The 18,481-nt window shown below is 73.8% G+C and carries 21 protein-coding genes and 1 pseudogene; 11 read left to right on the top strand and 11 right to left on the bottom strand.

The window, feature by feature from the left end; genetic code table 11:
• Positions 1-111 precede the first annotated feature (111 nt).
• The 4 genes from ACVWW9_RS00850 to ACVWW9_RS00865 all read left to right on the top strand — a co-directional run bounded on the left by ACVWW9_RS00850 (position 112) and on the right by ACVWW9_RS00865 (position 2,966).
• Positions 112-1,152 carry an FUSC family protein gene (locus tag ACVWW9_RS00850; RefSeq protein WP_456514011.1) on the top strand — a complete coding sequence of 347 codons (1,041 nt, stop codon included), beginning with the start codon at positions 112-114 and terminating at the stop codon, positions 1,150-1,152.
• 23 nt (positions 1,153-1,175) lie between these two features.
• Positions 1,176-1,805: a CDP-alcohol phosphatidyltransferase family protein gene (locus ACVWW9_RS00855; protein ID WP_123695859.1), complete on the top strand. Its 630-nt coding sequence runs from the start codon at positions 1,176-1,178 to the stop codon at positions 1,803-1,805.
• Positions 1,802-2,242, top strand: a complete 441-nt coding sequence (locus ACVWW9_RS00860; RefSeq protein WP_123695860.1) for a hypothetical protein — start codon at positions 1,802-1,804, stop codon at positions 2,240-2,242. The genes ACVWW9_RS00855 and ACVWW9_RS00860 overlap by 4 nt, the downstream gene beginning before the upstream one ends.
• A 64-nt stretch (positions 2,243-2,306) precedes the next feature.
• A complete protein-coding gene (locus ACVWW9_RS00865) occupies positions 2,307-2,966 on the top strand; it encodes a DsbA family oxidoreductase (RefSeq protein WP_456514012.1) in 660 nt (219 codons plus the stop codon).
• Positions 2,967-2,984: 18 nt separating this feature from the next.
• Here the strand turns inward: ACVWW9_RS00865 and ACVWW9_RS00870 are convergent, their stop codons facing one another.
• The 4 genes from ACVWW9_RS00870 to ACVWW9_RS00885 all read right to left on the bottom strand — a co-directional run bounded on the left by ACVWW9_RS00870 (position 2,985) and on the right by ACVWW9_RS00885 (position 8,096).
• Entirely contained in the window at positions 2,985-3,740 is a 756-nt protein-coding gene (locus ACVWW9_RS00870) for a class I SAM-dependent methyltransferase (protein ID WP_456514013.1), read from the bottom strand.
• A 14-nt stretch (positions 3,741-3,754) separates the two neighbouring features.
• Positions 3,755-5,839 (bottom strand): DEAD/DEAH box helicase, encoded by a 2,085-nt coding sequence (locus ACVWW9_RS00875; RefSeq protein WP_456514014.1) that lies wholly within the window; start codon positions 5,837-5,839, stop codon positions 3,755-3,757.
• Between the two features lie 237 nt (positions 5,840-6,076).
• On the bottom strand, positions 6,077-7,537 hold the full coding sequence (locus ACVWW9_RS00880; protein WP_456514015.1) for a DUF222 domain-containing protein: 1,461 nt from the start codon (positions 7,535-7,537) through the stop codon (positions 6,077-6,079).
• 106 nt (positions 7,538-7,643) lie between these two features.
• Entirely contained in the window at positions 7,644-8,096 is a 453-nt protein-coding gene (locus ACVWW9_RS00885; RefSeq protein ID WP_456514016.1) for an SRPBCC family protein, read from the bottom strand.
• A gap of 90 nt (positions 8,097-8,186) precedes the next feature.
• On the opposite strand from ACVWW9_RS00885, the gene ACVWW9_RS00890 reads away from it, so the two are divergent.
• Positions 8,187-8,609 (top strand): Hsp20/alpha crystallin family protein, encoded by a 423-nt coding sequence (locus ACVWW9_RS00890; RefSeq protein ID WP_456514017.1) that lies wholly within the window; start codon positions 8,187-8,189, stop codon positions 8,607-8,609.
• 6 nt (positions 8,610-8,615) lie between these two features.
• Positions 8,616-8,927, top strand: a complete 312-nt coding sequence (locus ACVWW9_RS00895) for a biopolymer transporter Tol (RefSeq protein ID WP_123695866.1) — start codon at positions 8,616-8,618, stop codon at positions 8,925-8,927.
• Between the two features lie 30 nt (positions 8,928-8,957).
• On the opposite strand, the gene ACVWW9_RS00900 is transcribed toward ACVWW9_RS00895, so the two are convergent.
• Complete coding sequence (locus ACVWW9_RS00900) at positions 8,958-9,674, bottom strand: ZIP family metal transporter (protein WP_456514018.1); 717 nt, start codon at positions 9,672-9,674, stop codon at positions 8,958-8,960.
• Positions 9,675-9,780: 106 nt separating this feature from the next.
• Between ACVWW9_RS00900 and ACVWW9_RS00905 the strand changes: the two genes are divergently transcribed.
• Complete coding sequence (locus tag ACVWW9_RS00905; RefSeq protein ID WP_456514019.1) at positions 9,781-10,368, top strand: GNAT family N-acetyltransferase; 588 nt, start codon at positions 9,781-9,783, stop codon at positions 10,366-10,368.
• 30 nt (positions 10,369-10,398) lie between these two features.
• On the opposite strand, the gene ACVWW9_RS00910 is transcribed toward ACVWW9_RS00905, so the two are convergent.
• Both ACVWW9_RS00910 and ACVWW9_RS00915 read right to left on the bottom strand, forming a co-directional pair.
• The gene (locus ACVWW9_RS00910) at positions 10,399-10,854 is read right to left on the bottom strand and encodes a YdeI/OmpD-associated family protein (RefSeq protein WP_456514020.1); all 456 of its coding nucleotides are present in this window, start codon (positions 10,852-10,854) and stop codon (positions 10,399-10,401) included.
• 1 nt (position 10,855) lies between these two features.
• Entirely contained in the window at positions 10,856-11,062 is a 207-nt protein-coding gene (locus tag ACVWW9_RS00915; RefSeq protein ID WP_456514021.1) for a DUF2945 domain-containing protein, read from the bottom strand.
• Positions 11,063-11,152: 90 nt separating this feature from the next.
• On the opposite strand from ACVWW9_RS00915, the gene thpR reads away from it, so the two are divergent.
• Positions 11,153-11,701 (top strand): RNA 2',3'-cyclic phosphodiesterase, encoded by a 549-nt coding sequence (gene thpR, locus ACVWW9_RS00920; protein ID WP_456514022.1) that lies wholly within the window; start codon positions 11,153-11,155, stop codon positions 11,699-11,701.
• A gap of 6 nt (positions 11,702-11,707) precedes the next feature.
• Here thpR and ACVWW9_RS00925 read toward each other — a convergent pair whose 3' ends face one another.
• Both ACVWW9_RS00925 and ACVWW9_RS00930 read right to left on the bottom strand, forming a co-directional pair.
• Entirely contained in the window at positions 11,708-12,898 is a 1,191-nt protein-coding gene (locus tag ACVWW9_RS00925; protein ID WP_456514023.1) for an aminotransferase-like domain-containing protein, read from the bottom strand.
• A gap of 42 nt (positions 12,899-12,940) precedes the next feature.
• Positions 12,941-14,707, bottom strand: a complete 1,767-nt coding sequence (locus ACVWW9_RS00930; RefSeq protein WP_456514024.1) for a GNAT family N-acetyltransferase — start codon at positions 14,705-14,707, stop codon at positions 12,941-12,943.
• A gap of 46 nt (positions 14,708-14,753) precedes the next feature.
• On the opposite strand from ACVWW9_RS00930, the gene ACVWW9_RS00935 reads away from it, so the two are divergent.
• Positions 14,754-15,533 (top strand): alpha/beta fold hydrolase, encoded by a 780-nt coding sequence (locus ACVWW9_RS00935; RefSeq protein WP_456514025.1) that lies wholly within the window; start codon positions 14,754-14,756, stop codon positions 15,531-15,533.
• Positions 15,534-15,617: 84 nt separating this feature from the next.
• Positions 15,618-16,222, top strand: a pseudogene (locus ACVWW9_RS00940) (dihydrofolate reductase family protein).
• 87 nt (positions 16,223-16,309) lie between these two features.
• On the opposite strand, the gene ACVWW9_RS00945 reads toward ACVWW9_RS00940, so the two are convergent.
• Positions 16,310-16,576 carry a DUF3072 domain-containing protein gene (locus tag ACVWW9_RS00945; RefSeq protein ID WP_456514026.1) on the bottom strand — a complete coding sequence of 89 codons (267 nt, stop codon included), beginning with the start codon at positions 16,574-16,576 and terminating at the stop codon, positions 16,310-16,312.
• A 105-nt stretch (positions 16,577-16,681) separates the two neighbouring features.
• Between ACVWW9_RS00945 and ACVWW9_RS00950 the strand changes: the two genes are divergently transcribed.
• Positions 16,682-17,041, top strand: coding sequence for a nuclear transport factor 2 family protein (locus ACVWW9_RS00950; protein WP_456514027.1), 360 nt, complete (start codon positions 16,682-16,684; stop codon positions 17,039-17,041).
• Between the two features lie 22 nt (positions 17,042-17,063).
• Here the strand turns inward: ACVWW9_RS00950 and ACVWW9_RS00955 are convergent, their stop codons facing one another.
• Complete coding sequence (locus tag ACVWW9_RS00955; protein WP_456514028.1) at positions 17,064-18,302, bottom strand: saccharopine dehydrogenase family protein; 1,239 nt, start codon at positions 18,300-18,302, stop codon at positions 17,064-17,066.
• Positions 18,303-18,481: the final 179 nt, after the last annotated feature.

Raw genomic sequence — 18,481 nt, forward strand, 5'->3', positions numbered from 1 at the left:
CGTAGTCGTGCGAGCGGGCGGCCGTCTATGGGCGCATCCGGGCCCGCGACTACCATGGAGGACCGTGGAGATGACGCGGATCGGCACCCGGGCGGCCGCCCCGCTCCCGCGATGAGCAGCCCGGGGTTCCGCCAGGCGCTCCTCTCCTTCGGGCCGCACGCCGGCGCCCACCGCGTCGCGCTGCGCGCGAGCGTCAGCACCGCCGTGCCGCTGCTCGTGCTGCTCCTCATCGGCCACAGCGAGTGGTCTGCGTGGGCGGCGTTCGGCGCCTTCGCGGCGCTCTACGGCCGCAACCGGGTGCACCTGACCCGGCTCGCGATGCAGTCGACCGCCGCGGGCGTGATGCTCGTCGCCGTCGTGCTCGGCTCGCTCGTCGCGACGCTCCCCGACCCGCTCTGGCCGATGATCGTCGGCGGGGCCGCGCTCGCCGGCCTCGTCTCAATCGTGTCCGACGCCGAGGACTGGCACCCGCCCGGGCCGCTCTTCGCGCTCTTCGCGTTCAGCGGCTCGGCATCGATCCCCGGGATGACGCTCGCGGGGGTCGGCACGGCCGCCGGCGTCGCCGCCGCATCCGCCGCCTTCGCCGTGCTGCTCGGCTCCGCCGGCACCGCGTGGCGCCGCGCGCGGCGGCTCCCGCCGCTCGAGTCGCCGCCGACGGCACGGGACTACCGCCTCTCCCCCGGTCGCCGCGTGCAGCTGCGGCGCGTCGCCCGCTACGCGATCGGCGTGCTGCTCGCGGGCTCGATCGCGGCCGCGCTCGGGATCGGGCACCCCTACTGGGCGATGGTGTCGGCGGTCGTGCCGATCTCGGCCGGCGCGTTCGCCGCCGGGCTCGCGCGCGGCACCCAGCGCATCCTCGGCACGACGCTCGGCGTGCTGCTCGCCGCGGGCGTGCTGCTGCTCGATCCCAGCGCGCTCGTGATCGTGCTGCTCGTCGCGGTCATCGCCTTCGGCGCCGAGCTGCTGGTCGGCCGCAACTACGGGCTGGCGATGGTCTTCGTCACGCCGCTCGCGCTGCTCTCGGTGCACCTGGCCTCGCCGACGCCCGTCGACCAGCTGCTCGTCGACCGGCTCGTCGAGTCGGTCATCGGCGCGCTCGTCGGGATCGGGGTCGGCTTCGCCACCCGTCGCTGGGGCTCCCTGCCGCGCTGAGGCCCTGTGCTATCAAGGTGGGCATGGCGCTCACCCCGGCTCGCGAACGCGATCCGAACGACCCCTACTTCCAGCGGGTCTTCACGGTCGCCAACGCGGTCACGCTGCTGCGCTTCGGGCTGCTCGTGCCGGTGTGCTGGCTCGTCGTCACGGGCGCCGACGGATCGTGGGTGCCCGTCATCCTGCTCGCCGTCTGGGCATCGACCGACTGGATCGACGGCGTGCTCGCCAGGGCGCTCCACCAGGAGTCGCGGCTCGGCGAGGTGCTCGACCCCATCGCGGATCGCATCGGCATCATCGGCGTGACGCTCTCGCTCGCGATCGCGGGCGTCGTCGAGTGGTGGATCCTCGCCGTGATCTTCGGCATGGACGTGCTCGCGGTGGTCTTCGCCGGGCGCGAGGCGCGCGACGGCAGCATCCACGTGTCCTGGCTCGGGAAGATCCGCACCGCGCTGCTGCTGCTGGCGATCGTCGTGCTGCTGCTCGGGCACACGGTCGTGCCGTGGGCGGCCCCGATCGGCATGACCCTCCTGCTCGTCGGCACCGGTCTGCACATCATCGCCGCGGTCGACTACATGCTCAAGGCGCGTCGCCTGCGGCTGGTGCAGACTGGGACGACCACTGCGACGACCACGAACCGGGAGCCGAGATGACCGACTGGACCGAGGAGCGCGAGCGGCTGGCGTCGCTCGTCGAGGACATCCTCGCTGGCTGGCACGAGTCGGTGGAGCGCGTGCCCGGCGAGGACGGCGACGAGGACACGATCGTCGCGCGCGACGGCGACAAGGTGATGGCGATCCTGCCGCTCGACGACGAGAGCGTCGAGGCGATGGTCGACGCCGAGGCCGAGGGCGAGCTCGCGCAGTGGCTGCGCGACGAGCTCGCGGAGGACGAGGATCGCGACGACGACGACCTCGACGACGAGGGCGACGACGACCTCGAGGCCGCTGCGGACGCCTGGCTGGGCGACGACGACAGCGACGACGACGACACCACGACGACCGTCGTCGTCGCGGATGACGACGACATCGACCTCGACGACTGGGACGACCCCGAGGCCGACGCGCTCATCGACGAGCTGCCGCGCTGAAGCGCCCTCACCGGCCGATCCCGGCAGCGGGGAATGCTGAGGCGGACCGCGCGTTGGCCCCAGCATGCAGATCGACATCTGGTCAGACGTGGCGTGCCCGTGGTGCTTCATCGGCAAGCGCCGGTTCGAGGCGGCGCTGAGCACGTGGGAGCACCGCGACGAGGTCGAGGTGACCTGGCACTCGTTCCAGCTCGACCCGACCCTCCCCGAGCACTACGACGGCACCGAGATCGACTACCTCGCGAGCCGCAAGGGGCTGCCGCCCGAGCAGGTGCGGCAGATGTTCGCGCACGTGACGCAGCAGGCCGCGGGCGAGGGGCTCGCCTACGACTTCGACCGGCTCGTGGTCGCGAACAGCCTGCGCGCGCACCAGCTGCTGCACCTCGCGAAGGCGCACGGCGCCGGTGATGCCGTGAAGGAGGCGCTGCTCTCCGGTCACTTCGAGCAGGGCGCCGACATCGGCGACGTCGAGGCGCTCGTCGCCATCGGCACGGCCGCCGGGCTCGACGCGCAGGAGATCCGCGACGCGCTCGCGGACGAGCGCTACCTGCCCGCCGTGCGCGCCGACATCCAGCAGGCGCAGGAGCTCGGGGTCAACGGCGTGCCGTTCTTCGTCTTCGACATGCGGCTCGGGCTCTCGGGCGCGCAGCCCGCGTCGACCTTCACGCAGGCGCTCGACCAGGCGCGGGCGCTCTCCCTCGAGGACGCGACCGCCGAGCGCTGAGGCCGGCGCCTCGGCCGATCAGGCCAGGCGCCGCGCCAGGTAGACCCACTCGCGGCCCGGCCGGTCGGGGGCGTCGCGCACGTCGACGAGCTCGAGCCCGGCAGCGACGAGCGAGCGCTCGATCGCCGCGCGCGGTCGGAAGCGCAGCGTCGACGTCGAGTCGATGGTCGCGCCGTCGCGGTGGAAGATCGTCGGGGACGCGAACGTGACGAACTGGCCGTCGACGTCGGTCACCTCGACCCACTCCTCGACCTCGCCCTCGTGCGGCACGTCGACGACGTGGCGGGTCGCCTCGCGCGTCCACTCCCGCCAGGCCTCGCGCTCCGGGCGGCGCGACTCGAAGACGAGCGTGCCGCCGGGCCGGAGCGCGCGGCGGGCGGCGACGAGCACCGCGTGCCAGTCGAGGTCGTCGAGGAAGACCTGTGCGACGTTCGCCGTCATGGTGACGACGTCGACGCCGACCGCCGGGGACGCATCCGCTGCGGTCGCGTCGGCGGTGCCGACCACCCAGCGGACCGCCTCTGCGCCGGGCTTCGCCCGCGCGACGTCGACGGATGCCGCCGCCGGGTCGACGCCCGTCACGGCGACGCCGCGCGCGGCGAGCATGAGCGCGAAGGTGCCGGTGCCGCAGCCGATGTCGAGCACCGACCGCGCACCGAGCTCGTCGACGACGATCCGCTCGTAGACCTCGAGGTCGGAGCGATCGGGATCGAGCGCGTCGTAGACCGCGGCGAGCCGCGGGTCGCCGAAGATGGGGTCGGGCGCCGACGCCATCCGGTTGGGCTGCCTCAGCCGCGCAGGCGCGCAGCGACCGCGTCGTGCAGCATGCCCGCGACCGCCTCGAGCCGCAGGTCGCCGCTCGTCGGCTCGTCGCCGGCCGCACCGTCGATCGCGCGGCCGATGAGCCCGGCCTTCGCGTCGAGCAGCTCGGCGATGCGCGTGTCGATCGTCTGCGCCGCGAGGATGCGCCACACCGTGACGGGCATCGACTGCCCGATGCGGTGGATGCGGTCGATCGCCTGCGTCTGCTCGGCGTCGGTCCACGAGAGCTCGGCGAGCACCATGTCGGCCGCGGCCTGCAGGTTGACGCCGACGCCCGCGGCCATGAGCGAGCAGACGATCACCTGCACCGAGTCGTCCTCGGTGAAGGCGTCGATCGCCCGCTGGCGCTGCGCGGGCGTCTGGTCGCCGCGGATCGACACCGTCTTGATTCCGGCCTTCGCGAGCGACTGCTCGGCGGCGTCGAGGACGTCGATGTGCTTCGCGAAGAAGACGACCTTGCCGACCGAGTGGGCGAGCTGCCCGGCGTAGTCGGCGGCGAGCGCGGCCTTCGCGCGGCCGATGCGACGGGCGAGCGCGAATACGTTCTCGCCGGTGGCGCCCTCCTGCGTCTCGACCTCGCTGCGCGCGATGCGGCGCACGAGCTCGTCGTCGACGCGGCTCTCGTCGCGCGCGTCAGCGGACCGCTGCGACATCGCGGCGTCGTAGCGCGCGAGCATGCGCTCGACGAGCACGCGCTCGGCGCTCCTGATGGAGCGCACCGAGGCCTCGTCGAGCTCCACGGGGATGTCGGCGATGCGGCGGGCGGGGATGTCGGACGCGACGTCGATCTTGCGTCGACGGACGATGCCCATGTCGATGACGGCCTTGCGCGCCGCCGGGTAGAAGCCCCGGTCCATCGGCGTGAGGCCGATGTCCTCGAGCTGGTCGGTGAGCGCGGCGTTCGGCTCCTTGTGGTCGATCCAGCCGAGGAACCGCCAGATCGCGCCGAAGTCCTCGATGTCGTTGATGAGCGGCGTGCCGGTGAGCGCCATGAGCAGCGGGTTGCCGACGCGCTCGCGCAGCGCCGCCGAGATCTGCAGCACGTGCTTCGACCGCTTCGAGCGGATGTTCTTGATGAAGTGCGCCTCGTCGACGACCATGCCGCGGAACCCGAAGCGCTCGAGCCAGCCGATGTGCCGGTCGAGGACCTCGAAGTTGACGATCACGACGTCGGCGAACGCGTCGAGCGAGTCGCCGTCGCCCTGCAGCACGGCGGCGCGGCGGCCGGGCGCCCAGCGCTCGGTCTCGCGCGCCCAGTTGATCTTCACGACGCTCGGCGCCACGACGAGCAGCGGGAACGCATCCGCCGCCTGCGCGGCGAGGAGTGCCTGCGCGGTCTTGCCGAGGCCCGGCTCGTCGGCGAGCAGGAAGGTGCGGTGCCCGTCGCGGGCGGCCTGCACGAGCTGCGACTGGTGGTGCATCAGCTCCTTGCCGCCGGGCGCGAGGCGCTGCTTCGGCTCGGGCAGCGGCATGCAGGCGGGCTTGCCGTCGGCCGCGACCTCGAACGAGAGGTAGAGCGGCGAGAGCAGGTCGAAGCCGGCGAGGCGGTCGCGCTCGGGCTTGCGACGGACGTGCGAGAGGTCGGGCTCGAGGAACGGGTTCGCGAGCTGCACGCGGTGCACCGACGGCGGCACGACCTGCGGCGCCAGCGGCTCGGTGCTCTCGGGCGCGGGGGCGGACGAGGCCTCGGGCTCCGGCTCCATGCCGGCGGCCTCGAGCATCTCGCGCTTGCGCTCGCGCACGGCGTCGGTGATGGGCGCGCCCTCGCCGAGGAGCGGCAGCAGCGTGGGCTCGCGGCTCGCGGCCTTGGCGAGGATGACGGCGATGCCGTCGAGACGCTTGAGGTCCTCGGCGCGCTCGGCGTCGGTGAGCGCCTTGTCGGCGCGGACGCGTGCGCGCTCCTCGCGGGCGAGCATCGCCACGACCTGCAGCTTCACGCGGGTGGAGCGCGATGCGCTGCCTCGCTTGACGCCCGCCTCGACCTGGCGCACGGCGCGGGCGAGCTGCGGGATGAGGGCGTCGCGATCGCGCGACGGCGCCTCGGCGGTCACGTCTGCAGGCGATGCATCCGTGATGGATGCGTCCGTCTCGGACACATCGATGGTTGCGGCGTCGGCCACATGTCCTCCATTCGAGGCGGGGCCGCGGGTACGGGCCCCGGTGTTCAGGCTGCGACGGGAGCCGGAGCTCGAGGCTGCGGCTCGTCGTGCCGGTGACGCCTGCTGCGGTGCGCGTGAGGGCCGCGATGCGGCACGGACGGCGATCAGCGGGCTGACGTCAGAGCCATCCTACCCGGTCGGCACCGGCGTGCGCTGCGAGGCTGCCCTGAGGATCGCCCGAGGCCGGGCTCGCCACGGCCTTCGCACCGGCCGCAGGATCGTGCGCGTGACCCGCCAGCGGCTGCCGACGCGCTCGATCACCTGCCGGCCCGCATGGACCTCGGTATGGCAGCGGGTGCACAGCAGGATGCCGTTGTCGATGTCGGTGTCGCCGCCGTCGGCCCATGCGCGCACGTGATGGACGCTGTTCCACGATACCGGCGCATCGCACCCCTCGCCCTGGCAGTGGCGGTCGCGGAGCATGATCGCCTTGCGCTGCGGCGTGGAGAACAGCCGCTTGCGGCGGCCGAGCTTGAGCACGTGCCCGTCGTCGTCGACGAGGGCCGCCTGCACGAAGCCGTCGCAGATGATGCGCGCCGCGAGCTGCACCGGCACGACCTCGCCGGTCTCGACGATCTCGCAGAAGCCGGGCAGACCAGCTGCGTGGGCGTCGAGCTCGGCCTGCGTCACGGCGACGAGCAGGGTCGGTGCGTCCTTGCCGGGGCGGGGCGTGTCGCCCGAGCGTGCGTGCGCCATGAAGAGCTCGGCGAGCACATCGGCCCGGCGCTGGTCGGGCGTGCGGTCGTCGTCGGCCGCGGAGGGCGAGCCGCCGATGTCGATGCGGGTGCGCGGCGACTCGTAGGCGTCGAGCACGGCCTGCACGGCAGCGCCCTCGACCGGCGGCAACGCCACACGGCCGCGGAAGATGCCGTCGGCGCACTGCCGGAAGGTGAACGAGCGCTGCGCGATCTGCTCCTCCTCGCGCGGCTCGGCGCCGTCGGGGTCGAACGCCTGCAGCCAGGCGCGTGCCGTCGTCGCGAGCTGCTCGGGCGGAGCGGGCACGGGGTCGTCGTAGCCGCGCTCGCCGGCCGGAACCTCCCCGACCGCGTCGGCGACGAGCGACGCCTCGGCGGCGAGCCGGTCGTCGTCGCTGATCCGGCTGCCCGCCTCGCCGAGCCGCTCGACGATGACGCGTGCCTGGTCGAGCCCGATCGCGCCGGCGACGAAGGCGTCGGCGAGGTGCGGGAAGCGGGGCTCGAACGGCAGGCCGGTCGGCGTGCGCCGAGGGGTCGCCGCGAGGGCGACCTGCACGATCGCGGTCGCGCGACCGGCGGTGACGCCCAGCTCGTGGCGCAGCGCGTCCTTCGTGCTGCGGTACCCGAAGGAGCGGGCGAGCGAGCGAGCGTCAGCTGCGGGCGAGACCTGCTGGAGCAACCCGGCGATGCGCACCGCGGCGCTGTCGGCGCACCGCATGAGCTCGCCGACCACCGCGAGCGCATCCCAGCGCTGGGCATCGCCGAGCCCTTCGAACGCGGTCGTGACGGCGAGCACGTGCCGCTGGAGCCCGTCGAGCGCCTCGCGCAGCGCGGCCGCCTCTGGCGACCTGCCCTGCCGCGCCTGCTGCTCCACCGGGACCTCCGTGTCCACCATCGGGACCACCGCCTCGGCCCACCGCCGTCGGTGGTGCTCGATGGGTCCATGCTACCACGAGCGTCGAACAAGCGTTCGAACTCTCGACAGCATGTGGAGAACTTCTTCAGCCTTCCAGCAGGCCCGCCAGGCGATCGATCGACGCGAGCAGGTTGGCGGGCAGCGTGCGGCGCGCGCGCCCGAGGCGCCGCTCGTCGTGCAGCTCGGTCCAGTCGTATGTGTGCGTCACCCTCGTGCCGGCGCCCTCCGGCTCGAGCTCCCAGCGCCACAGGTGGCCGATGGGCGGCGTGCCCTGCTCGGCGGGCATCCACGCGATGCGCCTGCCCTCCTCGAACTCCACGACGTGGTTCTCGCGCACGGCGCCGTCGCCGGTGAGCGTCATCGAGAACACGTCGCCGGTGCCGCGCACGCGCTGCCCCTCGGCGGCCTCGGCGAGGTTGTCGTTGCCGTCCCACGCCGGCTGCTTCGCCGGGTCGGCGATGTGCTCGAAGATGACGTCGGCGGGCGCCGCGATGAGGCGGCTCGCGTGCACGACTCGGGTCTCGTCGGTATCGCTCATGCCGCCATCCAAGCATCCGCGACGCATTGAGTCGCCCTCCGAAGCGGAGTAGACATGGGGCACGGACGGACCCCACGGAGGGAGCTCGAGATGGCTGCTGAGGCTTCGCGCAAGTACCCGATCTTCCCGCCGTTCACCGAGTGGTTCGACGCCTTCGCGCTGCTGGGCGGCTGGGACGGCAAGGGTCCGCTCCCGGGCATCCGCGTCGAGGAGGTCGTCGAGGACGGCGCCTTCGTCATCCATGCCGAGCTGCCGGGCCTCGACCCCGCGCGCGACATCGACGTCAAGGTCGAGCACGGCGTGCTGACGATCCACGCCGAGCGCCACCCCGACCGCCGGGAGGCGCAGCGGTCGGAGTTCCGCTACGGCGCACTGGCCCGCGCCATCCGGCTGCCGATCGGCTCGCGCGACGACGAGATCACCGCGTCGTACGAGGACGGCATGCTGACGGTGCGCGTCGCGCTCGACCCGGTGCCCGCGAAGCCCCGGCACATCCCGATCGAGCGGCGCTAGGCGCGGATGCGCGAGACCACTCGCACCGACGACGGCCGCTGGATCGTCGTCGACGGCAGGCGCTGGCGCGCCGAGGACCCGTCGCTGCCCGCCGATGCCGCAGCGCGGCTGCGCTCGCACCTCGGCCGCGCCCGGTCGGCCGTGCGCCTCGCCGAGACCGACGACGACCGCGACGCCGCGCGCGACCGCGTGCAGCTCGCGAAGGAGGGGCTCGGCGAGCGCGGCGACGCCTGGTGGGACCTCTCGGAGGCCGATCGCGCTGCCAGGGCCCGCGACCGGCTGCGGAGCCTCGACGAGCTGGCACCGCCGACGCGCTGATCGCCCGCCGGCCGCGGACGGATGCGCCGCTCAGGACAGCAGCGACAGCCCTGCGGCGACGGCGAAGCCGACGACGGTCGCGAGTCCCGCGAGGTCGCGGGCCTTCGCGCGCGCCTCCGGGATCATCGCGTCGACGAGCATGACGAGCAGCGCGCCGGCGGCGAAGCCGTCGACGACCCCCGTGAGGGCCGGCGGCGCCACCTCGGCGATCGCGCGGCCGCCGACGGACGCGAGCGTGCAGACCGCGCCGACGCCGAGCCAGAGCAGCAGCACGAAGCGGCGCGAGCGGCCGGCGCCCAGCATGTCGGCCGACGCTCCGACCGACTCGGGCAGGTTCGAGACGAACACCGCGACGAGCAGCGCGACGCTCACGCCGTCGCCGGTGGCGAGGCCGATGCCGAGCACCGCCTGCTCCGGCACACCGTCGAGCAGCGCCCCGACCGCGAGCGGCATCCCGGCAGCACCGGCGGCGCCGGTGCCGCGACGGCCGGACCTCGCCTCGACCGCCCGGTCCGCGAAGAAGTAGGCCATCGCGCCGGCCGCCAGGCCGATGCCGACGGCGAGCGCGCCGCCCTCGGCGACGCCCGCTTCGGCGAGCTCGAACGCGACGCCGGCGATGAGCGCGCCCGCCCCGAAGGCGAGCACGATGCCCACGACCGCATCCGACCAGCGCCGCGCCATCGCGAGCCCCGCGCCGAGCACGAGCGACGACGACGCGATCGCTCCCCAGAGCAGCGCCTCGAGCACGGTCAGCGCCGCCCGGGTCGCGCGTGGATCACCATCCCGGCAGGCTATGCCCGCCGCCGCCCGGGTGCCATGGTGGTGGGCAGCGAGCCGACGACGAGGAGGCGCCATGGCCGAGCTCTCGATCCACCCGGCGACGCACGCGCGCTTCGACGACCTCTCGCTCGTCATCGGGCCGAAGCGGGCCGACGCATCCGTCTGCTGGTGCCTCAGCCACCGCATCGACGCGAAGACGAACCTCGCGCTGCGCGGCCCCGAGCGCGGCGCGCACATGGAGGCGCTCACGCGCGAGCGCGCAGCGCCCGGCGTGCTCGCGTACGACGGCGACGAGGTGGTCGGATGGGCCGCGGTCGCGCCGCGCGCCGGGCTGCCGTTCGAGCGCTCCACGCGGATCCCGCACGTCGACGACCAGCCGGTCTGGTCGATCTGGTGCATCCGCGTGCGTCCCGGGCATCGCGGCGAGGGCATCTCGCACGCGCTCCTCGCGGGCGCCGTCGACTACGCCGCGTCGAAGGGCGCGCCCGCGGTCGAGGGGTATCCGGTCGACAACGCGGGCGAGCGCGTCGACCTCACCATGGCCTACGTCGGCACCCGGCGGCTCTTCGAGCGCGCCGGCTTCACGCTCGCCGCGATGACCGACGCGGTCTCCGGCGGCTTCCCGCGCGTGGTGATGCGCAAGCAGCTCGCGACGGGATGACCGCGGGCAGCTGCCCGTCGGCGCGTGCGCTCAGCCTGCGGCGATGCGGCGCAGCTCGTCGAGCGCCTTCGCGAGCCTGCGCTCACGGGTCTCCGCGGCCTTCGCCTCACCGATGCCGCGCGCGAGCTCCTTGCGCCGCGAGGGCGCGAGAGCGTCGAACGCCGCCTTCGCCGCGGGGTCCTGCGCGAGGGCGGCATCGAGCTCCGGCGGCAGCTCGATCGCTCGCTCGGCCTCGTCGAGCGCGATCACCGCATCGACCTGGTCGCCGGCCTCGACGCCCAGCGCCTCGCGCCGCTCCTTCGACAGGCCGAGCAGGTGCTCCCCTGCCATCGTGCCGATGCGGGTGCGCACGGTCGCCTCGCCGATCGTCAGGGTCACGGGTGCGTTCTTCGCGCCGCCCAGCGACGCGACCTGCTCGTCGTCGAGGACGATCGCCGCGGCCGGGCCGCGTCGCTCGATCGTGGTGCGGATGCGCAGCTCCCCCACGTCAGAACCGCTTCGTGAGGGCCGACTCCTTGTGCGCCGCCTTGGCGCCGCTCTTCGCCGACTCGACGATGTAGTAGGGCTCGTCGCCGGAGGCGCGGAACTGCTGGCCGTCGAACTGGAAGTCCTCGACCCTCCGCTCCTGCACCGTGCCGTGCGTCTCGCCCTGGCTCGTGTTCCAGCTGACCTCGTCGCCCTTGCGGAATCCCATGCGCCGCTCCTCGCTCCTCGTCGTCATCGCCGTGCGTGCGTCGCACTGTACGCGGGGCCGCTGTGCCGTGCCCAGGCGTATGGTCCCTCCATGGGTCGGCGGATGTTCGTGGCGGTCGTGCCGCCCGACGACGTGCGCGAGGACCTCGCCACGTTCCTCGAGCCTCGCGAGGGGCTGCGGTGGACGCCTGCCGACCGCCTGCACCTGACGCTCGCGTTCCTGCCCGACGTGCCGGAGCGCATCCTCGAGCCGCTCGACGAGCGCCTGCGCGCCGCGGTCGCCGACCTGCCCGCGTTCCCGTGCCGGCTCTCGGGCGCCGGCGCCTTCCCGCATCCCGACCGGCCGGCGGTGCTGTGGCTGGGGGTCGACCGCGGGCACGCCGAGCTCGAGCACCTCGCGCTGCGCGTGCGGGGCGCCGCCAACTCGGCGGGCGCCTCCCCCGACGGGCAGCGCTTCCTGCCGCACGTCACGCTCGCCCGGCCGCCGCGGCAGCGGAGCGCCGTGCGGTGGCTGCGCGTGCTCGACGGCTACGGCTCGCGCACCTGGACGGTCGACGAGGTGTCGCTCATCGAGTCGCAGCTGCAGGGCCGCGGGCGGCCCCGCCACGTCGAGGTGTCGGTGCTGCCGCTCGACGGTTGAGCGCGCTCAACCGAGCCGCCGCCACGCGCGGTCCAGGCGCTCGACGCCCTCGACGAGCGCCTCCGCCGGCTGCTCGCTGAACGACAGCCGCATGGTGCCGCGCAGGTGCGCGTCGTCGTCGACGGCGAACCACTCGCCGCGCTGGAAGAAGACGCCCTCGTCCTGCGCGAGCGCGTGCAGGCGCGCGAAGTCGCCATCGCCGCGCAGCCGCGCCCACAGGAAGAAGCCGCCGCTCGGCTCCGTGATCTCGATCGCGTCGCCGAAGCGCGACTCGAGCGCCTGCTGCAGCGCTCGCGCCTTGCGCCCGTAGCCGACGCCCGCGGCCGCGAGCGCCGCCGGGTACTCCTGCCGCTGCACGATCCGCAGCACGAGCTCCTGCAGCGTGCCGCTCGTCAGCCCGTCGAGGCGGTTGCGCAGCCGCACGAACCGCTCGGCGAGCGCCTCGGGCACCACGATCCAGCCGACCCGGAGCGCGGGGCCGAGCGTCTTCGAGAAGGTGTTGACGGCGATGACGCGGTCGGAGTCGAGCTGCCTCGAGCGCACGTCGACCCCGCCGGGCTCGAAGCCGACCTCGCGATAGGGGTCGTCGAAGATGATCGTGAACCCGAAGCGGTCGGCGAGCTCGGCGAGCCGACGCGCGCGGTCGTCGGGCAGCGTGCCGCCCGAGGGGTTCTGGAAGGTCGGCACGGTGAAGAGCGCCTTGGGCCGCAGGCCGGCGAGCAGCCGCCGCTCGAGCTCGTCGACGTCGATGCCGTGCGCGTCGACCCGGATGGGCACAGGATGCGCGCCGACCAGGTCGAGCGTGCGCAGGAAGAGCGGGTACACCGGGTCGTCGACGACGATCTCGTCACCGGCGTCGAGGGTGCCGAGCACCGCGAGCGCGAGCCCGTGGGCGCCGCCGGTCGTGACGATCACGCGCTCCGCGTCGACGCCCTCGCGCTCGGCGATCCACGTACGCAGGGCGGGGATGCCCGGGGCGGGCACGTAGCGGAGCGAGGCCGCGAAGGCGTCGCCCTCGGTGAGGTCGCGAGCCGCGTCGCGGTAGAGCGCCGTGGGCAGCGCCTCGACGTCGGGGTTGCCGCCGCCGAGGTCGATGCTGCCGGGGCGGTGCTTGATGAGCGTCGCGTCGCCGAACCCCTGCCGCTCCGGCAGCTGCTCGAGCAGCCGGCTCACGGCGATGCGCGGGTCAGGGACCATCGGGGGTGCTCCTCATCGATCGTCGATCGTCATGCCGGTGCCTCACAGCGGCCGCTTGAGCCCGACGTGGCTGTCGCCGTACCCGAGCCGGGCGTAGAAGGCGCGCGCCCGCTCGCGCGCCCGGTCGGTCGTGAGCTGCGCGAGTGCCGCGCCGCGAGCGCGCCCGTGCTCGTGCGCCCACTCGAGCATCGCCGAGCCGAGGCCGCTCGAGCGCTCCTGCGCGGCCACCCGCACGCCCTCGATCTGCAGCCGCGTGCTGCCGCCGCGCGAGAGCCCCGGGATGATCGAGAGCTGCATCGTGCCGACGACCCGCTCCGCCTCGTCGACGACCGCCGCGAGGTAGTGGGTCGAGTCCCGGGTGACCGCGTCGAACGCCGCCTCGTAGCCCGCGAGCTCCGCGACCTCGCGCTCGCGCCCCAGCTCGTCGTCGGACAGCAGCGCCACGAGCGCCGGCACGTCGTCGCGGGCGGCCCTGCGCACGCGGAAGCGCCGGTCGCCGATGGTCAGCCGTCCGCCGACCGACGTCCGCGCCTCGGAGCGCAGCCGCGCGACGAGCGCGTCGAGCCACGCACCCACGCTCGCCCGCGCCTCCGCCGTGTCCGGATAGCGGCAGCGCAGGTGGAGCCCCGCCTCGTCGAGGATGAACCAGAGCATCACGCCGTCGGTGCGGATGGATGCGCCCACGTACTGCGCCTGCAGCCCGGCCGCGTCGATGCGCACCGGCAGCCGGCGAAGGTCGAGCCAGGAGATGGCGAACATGCCGGGCGCCTCCGGCATGCCACCCCACGGCCGCAGCACATCCTCGAGCGGCCACGAGCCGAGCTGCACCGCCTCCTTGACGGCCGCCGCGCTCGCGCGCGCATCCGCATCCGCCGACTCGAGCACCGAGTTTGTGATGAACCAGCCCGCGGCGTCGTGCCACTGCGCGTCGTACCGGCTGTGCACGGGGAAGACCGCGCGCAGCGGCGTGCCGGCGAGCTCGTGCGTCACCGCGGTCATCGCCGCGACCACGAGCGCGAGCGTCGAGACGCCGCCGTCGCGGGCCTGCGCCGAGAACGCGGCGCTGTCGTCGACGTCGAGCACGTCGCGCACCTCGACCCGCTCCGACTCCGGCGATTCCGCCGTGCCGAGCGGCAGGGGGAACCGTGGCATCACCCCGCCGCTCGCCTCCAGCACCTCCGCCCAGCGCCGGCGCAGCACCTCCGGGGCGCCGTCGCGCTGCCGGAGCTCGCGCGTGTGGTCGGCGAAGGCCGGCGCCGGCGGCAGCATCGGCGCGCGCCCCTCGCGAACCTCGCCGAGCGCCGCGAGCAGGTCGCGCGCCAGCACGAGCATCGACCACATGTCGACGTGCGCGTGGTCGGCCGCGAGCACCACGGTCGGCCCCTCGGCGGTCTCGAGCACGCAGAGCCGGTGCGACGGGGCGCGATACGGCGAGCAGGCGTCGTCGAGCACCTCGCGCAGCGCGTCGTTCACGGCCTGCCCCGGCGCGATCGGATGCTCGACCCACCCGCCGGCGCGCACCTCGACCTCGTGCAGCCGCGGCCCGTCGTCGCCCTGCGTGAAGGCCGTCCGCAGGGTGGCGTGCCGCGCGATGACGGCCATCCAGGCGGCCGCGAGGTCGTCGAGCGCGACCGGCTCGCGCATCCGGAAGGAGAGCGCCATCCAGGAGCCCGCACGCTCGCCGGCGCCGACGTGGCGGCGCTGGTCGAACGACACGGGTAGCTCGACGTCGGTCGGCGTCGCGGCCACGTCGAAGCCGTGCAGCCGACCGAAGGGCAGCCGCAGGTGCGCCACGTTGGTCAGCCGCATGCCGGTAGCCTACGGAGCCCCTGCTGTCTGCGACCCAGGAGCCGCCGTGCCGACCTTCACCGTTCCGGGCGCCGAGCTCGACGTCGAGCTGAGCGACGAGGGCGGTCGACCGGTGGTGCAGCTGCATGGCCTGACCTCGAGCCGCCGCCGCGACCGGGTGCTGCAGCTCGACCTCGGTCGCGGGCTCAGCGGCACGCGGCTGCTGCGCTACGACGCCCGCGGCCACGGTCGCTCGACCGGTCGCGCCGTGCGCGACGACTACCGCTGGTCGGTGCTCGCCGACGACCTGCTGCGCCTCCTGGACGCGTGGTTCCCCGGCGAGCGCGTGCACGGCGTCGGGCCGTCGATGGGCACGGCGACGCTGCTGCACGCCGCGGTGCGCGAACCGGATCGGTTCAGCGGGCTGACGCTCATGGTGCCGGCGACCGCCTGGGAGACGCGCGTCCCGCGCGCGGACGAGTACCGGCGGGCCGCTGCCTTCGTCGAGCAGCATGGGCTCGCGCGCTTCGTCGCCGCCGAGCGGGGCGCGGCACCGCCGCCCGCGAACGCCGGCGCACCGCCGACGGAACCGGAGGTGGCGGAGGCGCTGCTCCCCTCCGTGCTGCGGGGCGCGGCGCTCAGCGACCTCCCGGACCCCGAGTCGCTCGCGACCCTCGGGATGCCGACCTCGATCCTCGCGTGGACCGACGACCCCGCGCATCCGCTCTCGACCGCCGAGCGGCTCGTGCAGCTGCTGCCCGATGCGACGCTGCGGGTGGCGTCGGCGCCTGCCGATGTCGCCCGCTGGCCGCAGGTGCTGCTGGAGGACGTCGCGCGCGAGCCGTAGCGAGCGCACGTCGTCACCCGCGCATCCTGCCCATCGACGCGCGCTCGCGCGACCGCCATGATGCGATGGAGCGAGGAGGTACGGATGGGCGATGCGGCAGGCACGGTCTCGTGCGACGTGGGGATCTCGGCCGACGGCTTCGTGGCCGGCCCCGGCCAGACGCTGCAGGAGCCGCTCGGGCGCGGCGCCGAGGCGCTGCACCGGTGGATGTTCGAGACCGAGGAGGAGAACGCCGACGAGATCGCGGCGATCCTCGGCCACGGTGCGTACATCATGGGCCGCAACATGTTCGGACCGGTGCGCGGCGAGTGGGACGAGCCGTGGCGGGGCTGGTGGGGCGAGGAGCCGCCCTACCGCGCACCCGTCTTCGTGCTCACCCACCACACGCACGAGCCCATCGAGATGGAGGGGGCACCACCTTCCACTTCGTGACGGACGGCCCCGAGGCGGCGATGGCGCGAGCGCGCGAGGCGGCCGGAGACCGCAGCATCTCGGTGGCGGGTGGCGCGAGCACGATCGACCAGTTCCTCGCCGCGGGGCTCCTCGACGAGCTGCGGCTGCACATCGCGCCGATCGTGCTGGGCGCCGGCGAGCGGCTGTTCGCCGCCTCCGGCCCGGTCGAGCTGCGGCCGGTCGCGTCGCGCACGGCCTCGCTCGTCACGCACGTCACCTATCGGATCGAGCGATAGGCCGGGTCGAGCAGTAGACCGGGTCGAGCGATGGGCCGGGTCGGGCGACGGGGTCGGCCGGCGAGCTGACGCCGCCCCGCGCTCGCGTCAGCCCTGGCCGGTGTCGGCGCGCAGGCGATCGATGTGCTGCGACGCCTCCGCCTTCGAGAGGTCGGCGGGCAGCTCCTCACCCGCCTGCTTCGCGAGCGTGTCGAGGTAGGAGCGCTGCGCGGCGGTCATCGGGTCGTCGCCGCTCACCCAGTCGGCCGGGTCCTTCTCGAGCGTCGAGTCCTGCGCGTCGCCGGTCGCCCCGATCGTCTCGCCCTGGGTGTCGGGCTGCTCGTCGGGCTGTGCCTGCGGGTTCACGTCGGTCATGGTCGCCTCCTGCGGATCGGGGGCCTCACGGTACTCCGGCGCGCCGACAGGCACCTGTGCACGACGCCCCTTCCGCGCCGCGGCACGCTGCGGTAGGAACGCAGCATGACGACCGGACAGCGCTGGCTCGACGGCTACATCCGCGCCTGGGCGTCGAAGGACCCGGCGGATGTGCGCGCCATCTTCACGGATGACGCCGAGTACCGATTCCGCCCCGACGATCCCGAGCCCGTGCGCGGGATCGACGCGATCGTCCGGATGTGGGGCGAACCGGAGTCGCCGAACCCGCAGCACGACCTGCGCGTGCTCATCGAGGACGAGCGGCTCGCGATCGTCACGGGCACCGTCGTCTACCCCGACCACGCGTCCTACGTGAACCTCTGGGAGGTCCACCTCGCGGACGACGGCCGGGCGCAGCGCTTCGTCGAGTGGTTCATGACGCCGCCCGATGCCGGGGACGACTGATCGGCTGACCGGCGGCGCCGGTTCACGCCGTCGGCGCGACCTCCATCTGCCCCCACGGGCTGCCGTACTCCCCGAGCAGGTCGAGGAACGGCTTCGGCGGCATCGCCTCCGGGCCCAGCACGCCCGCGCCCGACCACACGCCGGTCGCGAGCAGCTCGAGCGCGATCACCGGGTTGATCGCCGTCTGCCACACCACGCACTGGTGGCCGTACTCCTCCATCGACCAGGCGTTGTCGACCACGTGGTAGAGGTAGGTCGACCGCGGCTGACCGTCCTTGCCGGTGCCGCGCACCCACACGCCGGCGCAGGTCTTGCCCGTCATCACCGGACCGATGGATGCCGGGTCCGGCAGGCACGCCGCCACGACGTCACGGGGTGAGACCTCGACCCCGCCGACGCGCACCTTCTCGGTGCGGTCGAGACCGAGCGTGTGCAGCGTCTGCAGCACGCCGATGAACTCCGACCCGAGCCCGTACTTGAAGGTGACGCGCTCGCAGTCGAGCCAGCGCGGCATGAGGAGCACCTCCTCGTGCTCGACGTTGACGCACTCGACCGGGCCGATCCCCTCCGGGAAGTCGAACACCTCCGGCTCGCTGAACGGCGCGGTCGTGTACCAGCCGCCGTCCGTCTCGGCCCGCGAGCGCTCCCAGATCACGGGCGGGTTGAGGCACTCCTCGATCGTCGTCCAGATCGAGAACGACGGCGCGAAGATCTCGTTGCCGTCGTCGTCGTGCACCGCGAGGTTGGCGCCGTCGCGCGTGCCGAGCTCGGTGATGCTGCTGAAGAGCTCGTCCGAGGCGTAGCGGGCGAGCACGTCGGAGAGCCCGGGCTCGACACCCATCCCGACGAGCGCGAGCCTGCCCGCCGACTCCCACTGCTCGGCCTTGCCGAACTGCTCGTCGCCGAGCTTGAGCCCGACCTTCGCGTAGGGCTCGTCGGGGTGCCGCTTCGAGAGGCTCATCGCCATGTCGAGGTAGTCGGCCCCGGCCGCGAGCGCGCCGTCGAAGATGGGCATCACGAAGCGCGGGTCGACCGCGTTCATGACGTGCGTGATGCCGTGCTCGCGGCAGAGCGCCGCGACGGAATCCGGACTCGACGCGTCGACCTGCGCCGAGGAGAACCGGGGATCTACCGCTGCCGCCTTGCGTGCGCGTGCCTCGTCGTAGTCGGCGATCACGATGCTCTCGAAGAAGTCCCGACGGGCCGCGATCGCGGCGAACGCTCCTCCGACACCTCCGGCTCCCACCAGCAGGATCCGCATGACGCTCCTCTCGTGCCAGCGCCCTGCCGTGCGGCTCCCGCACGGCGACACGACGCTGATCGAGCGTGACTCTAGTAGAACCGCGACGGATTCAGTAGTGTCTGCCGTCAAGGAGGACGGATGCAGCACCCACACCCGGGGTGAAGCACCGGATCCGCCGAACTGCGCACAAGGGAGCA

This window comes from Agrococcus sp. UYP33 (genome assembly GCF_054060915.1).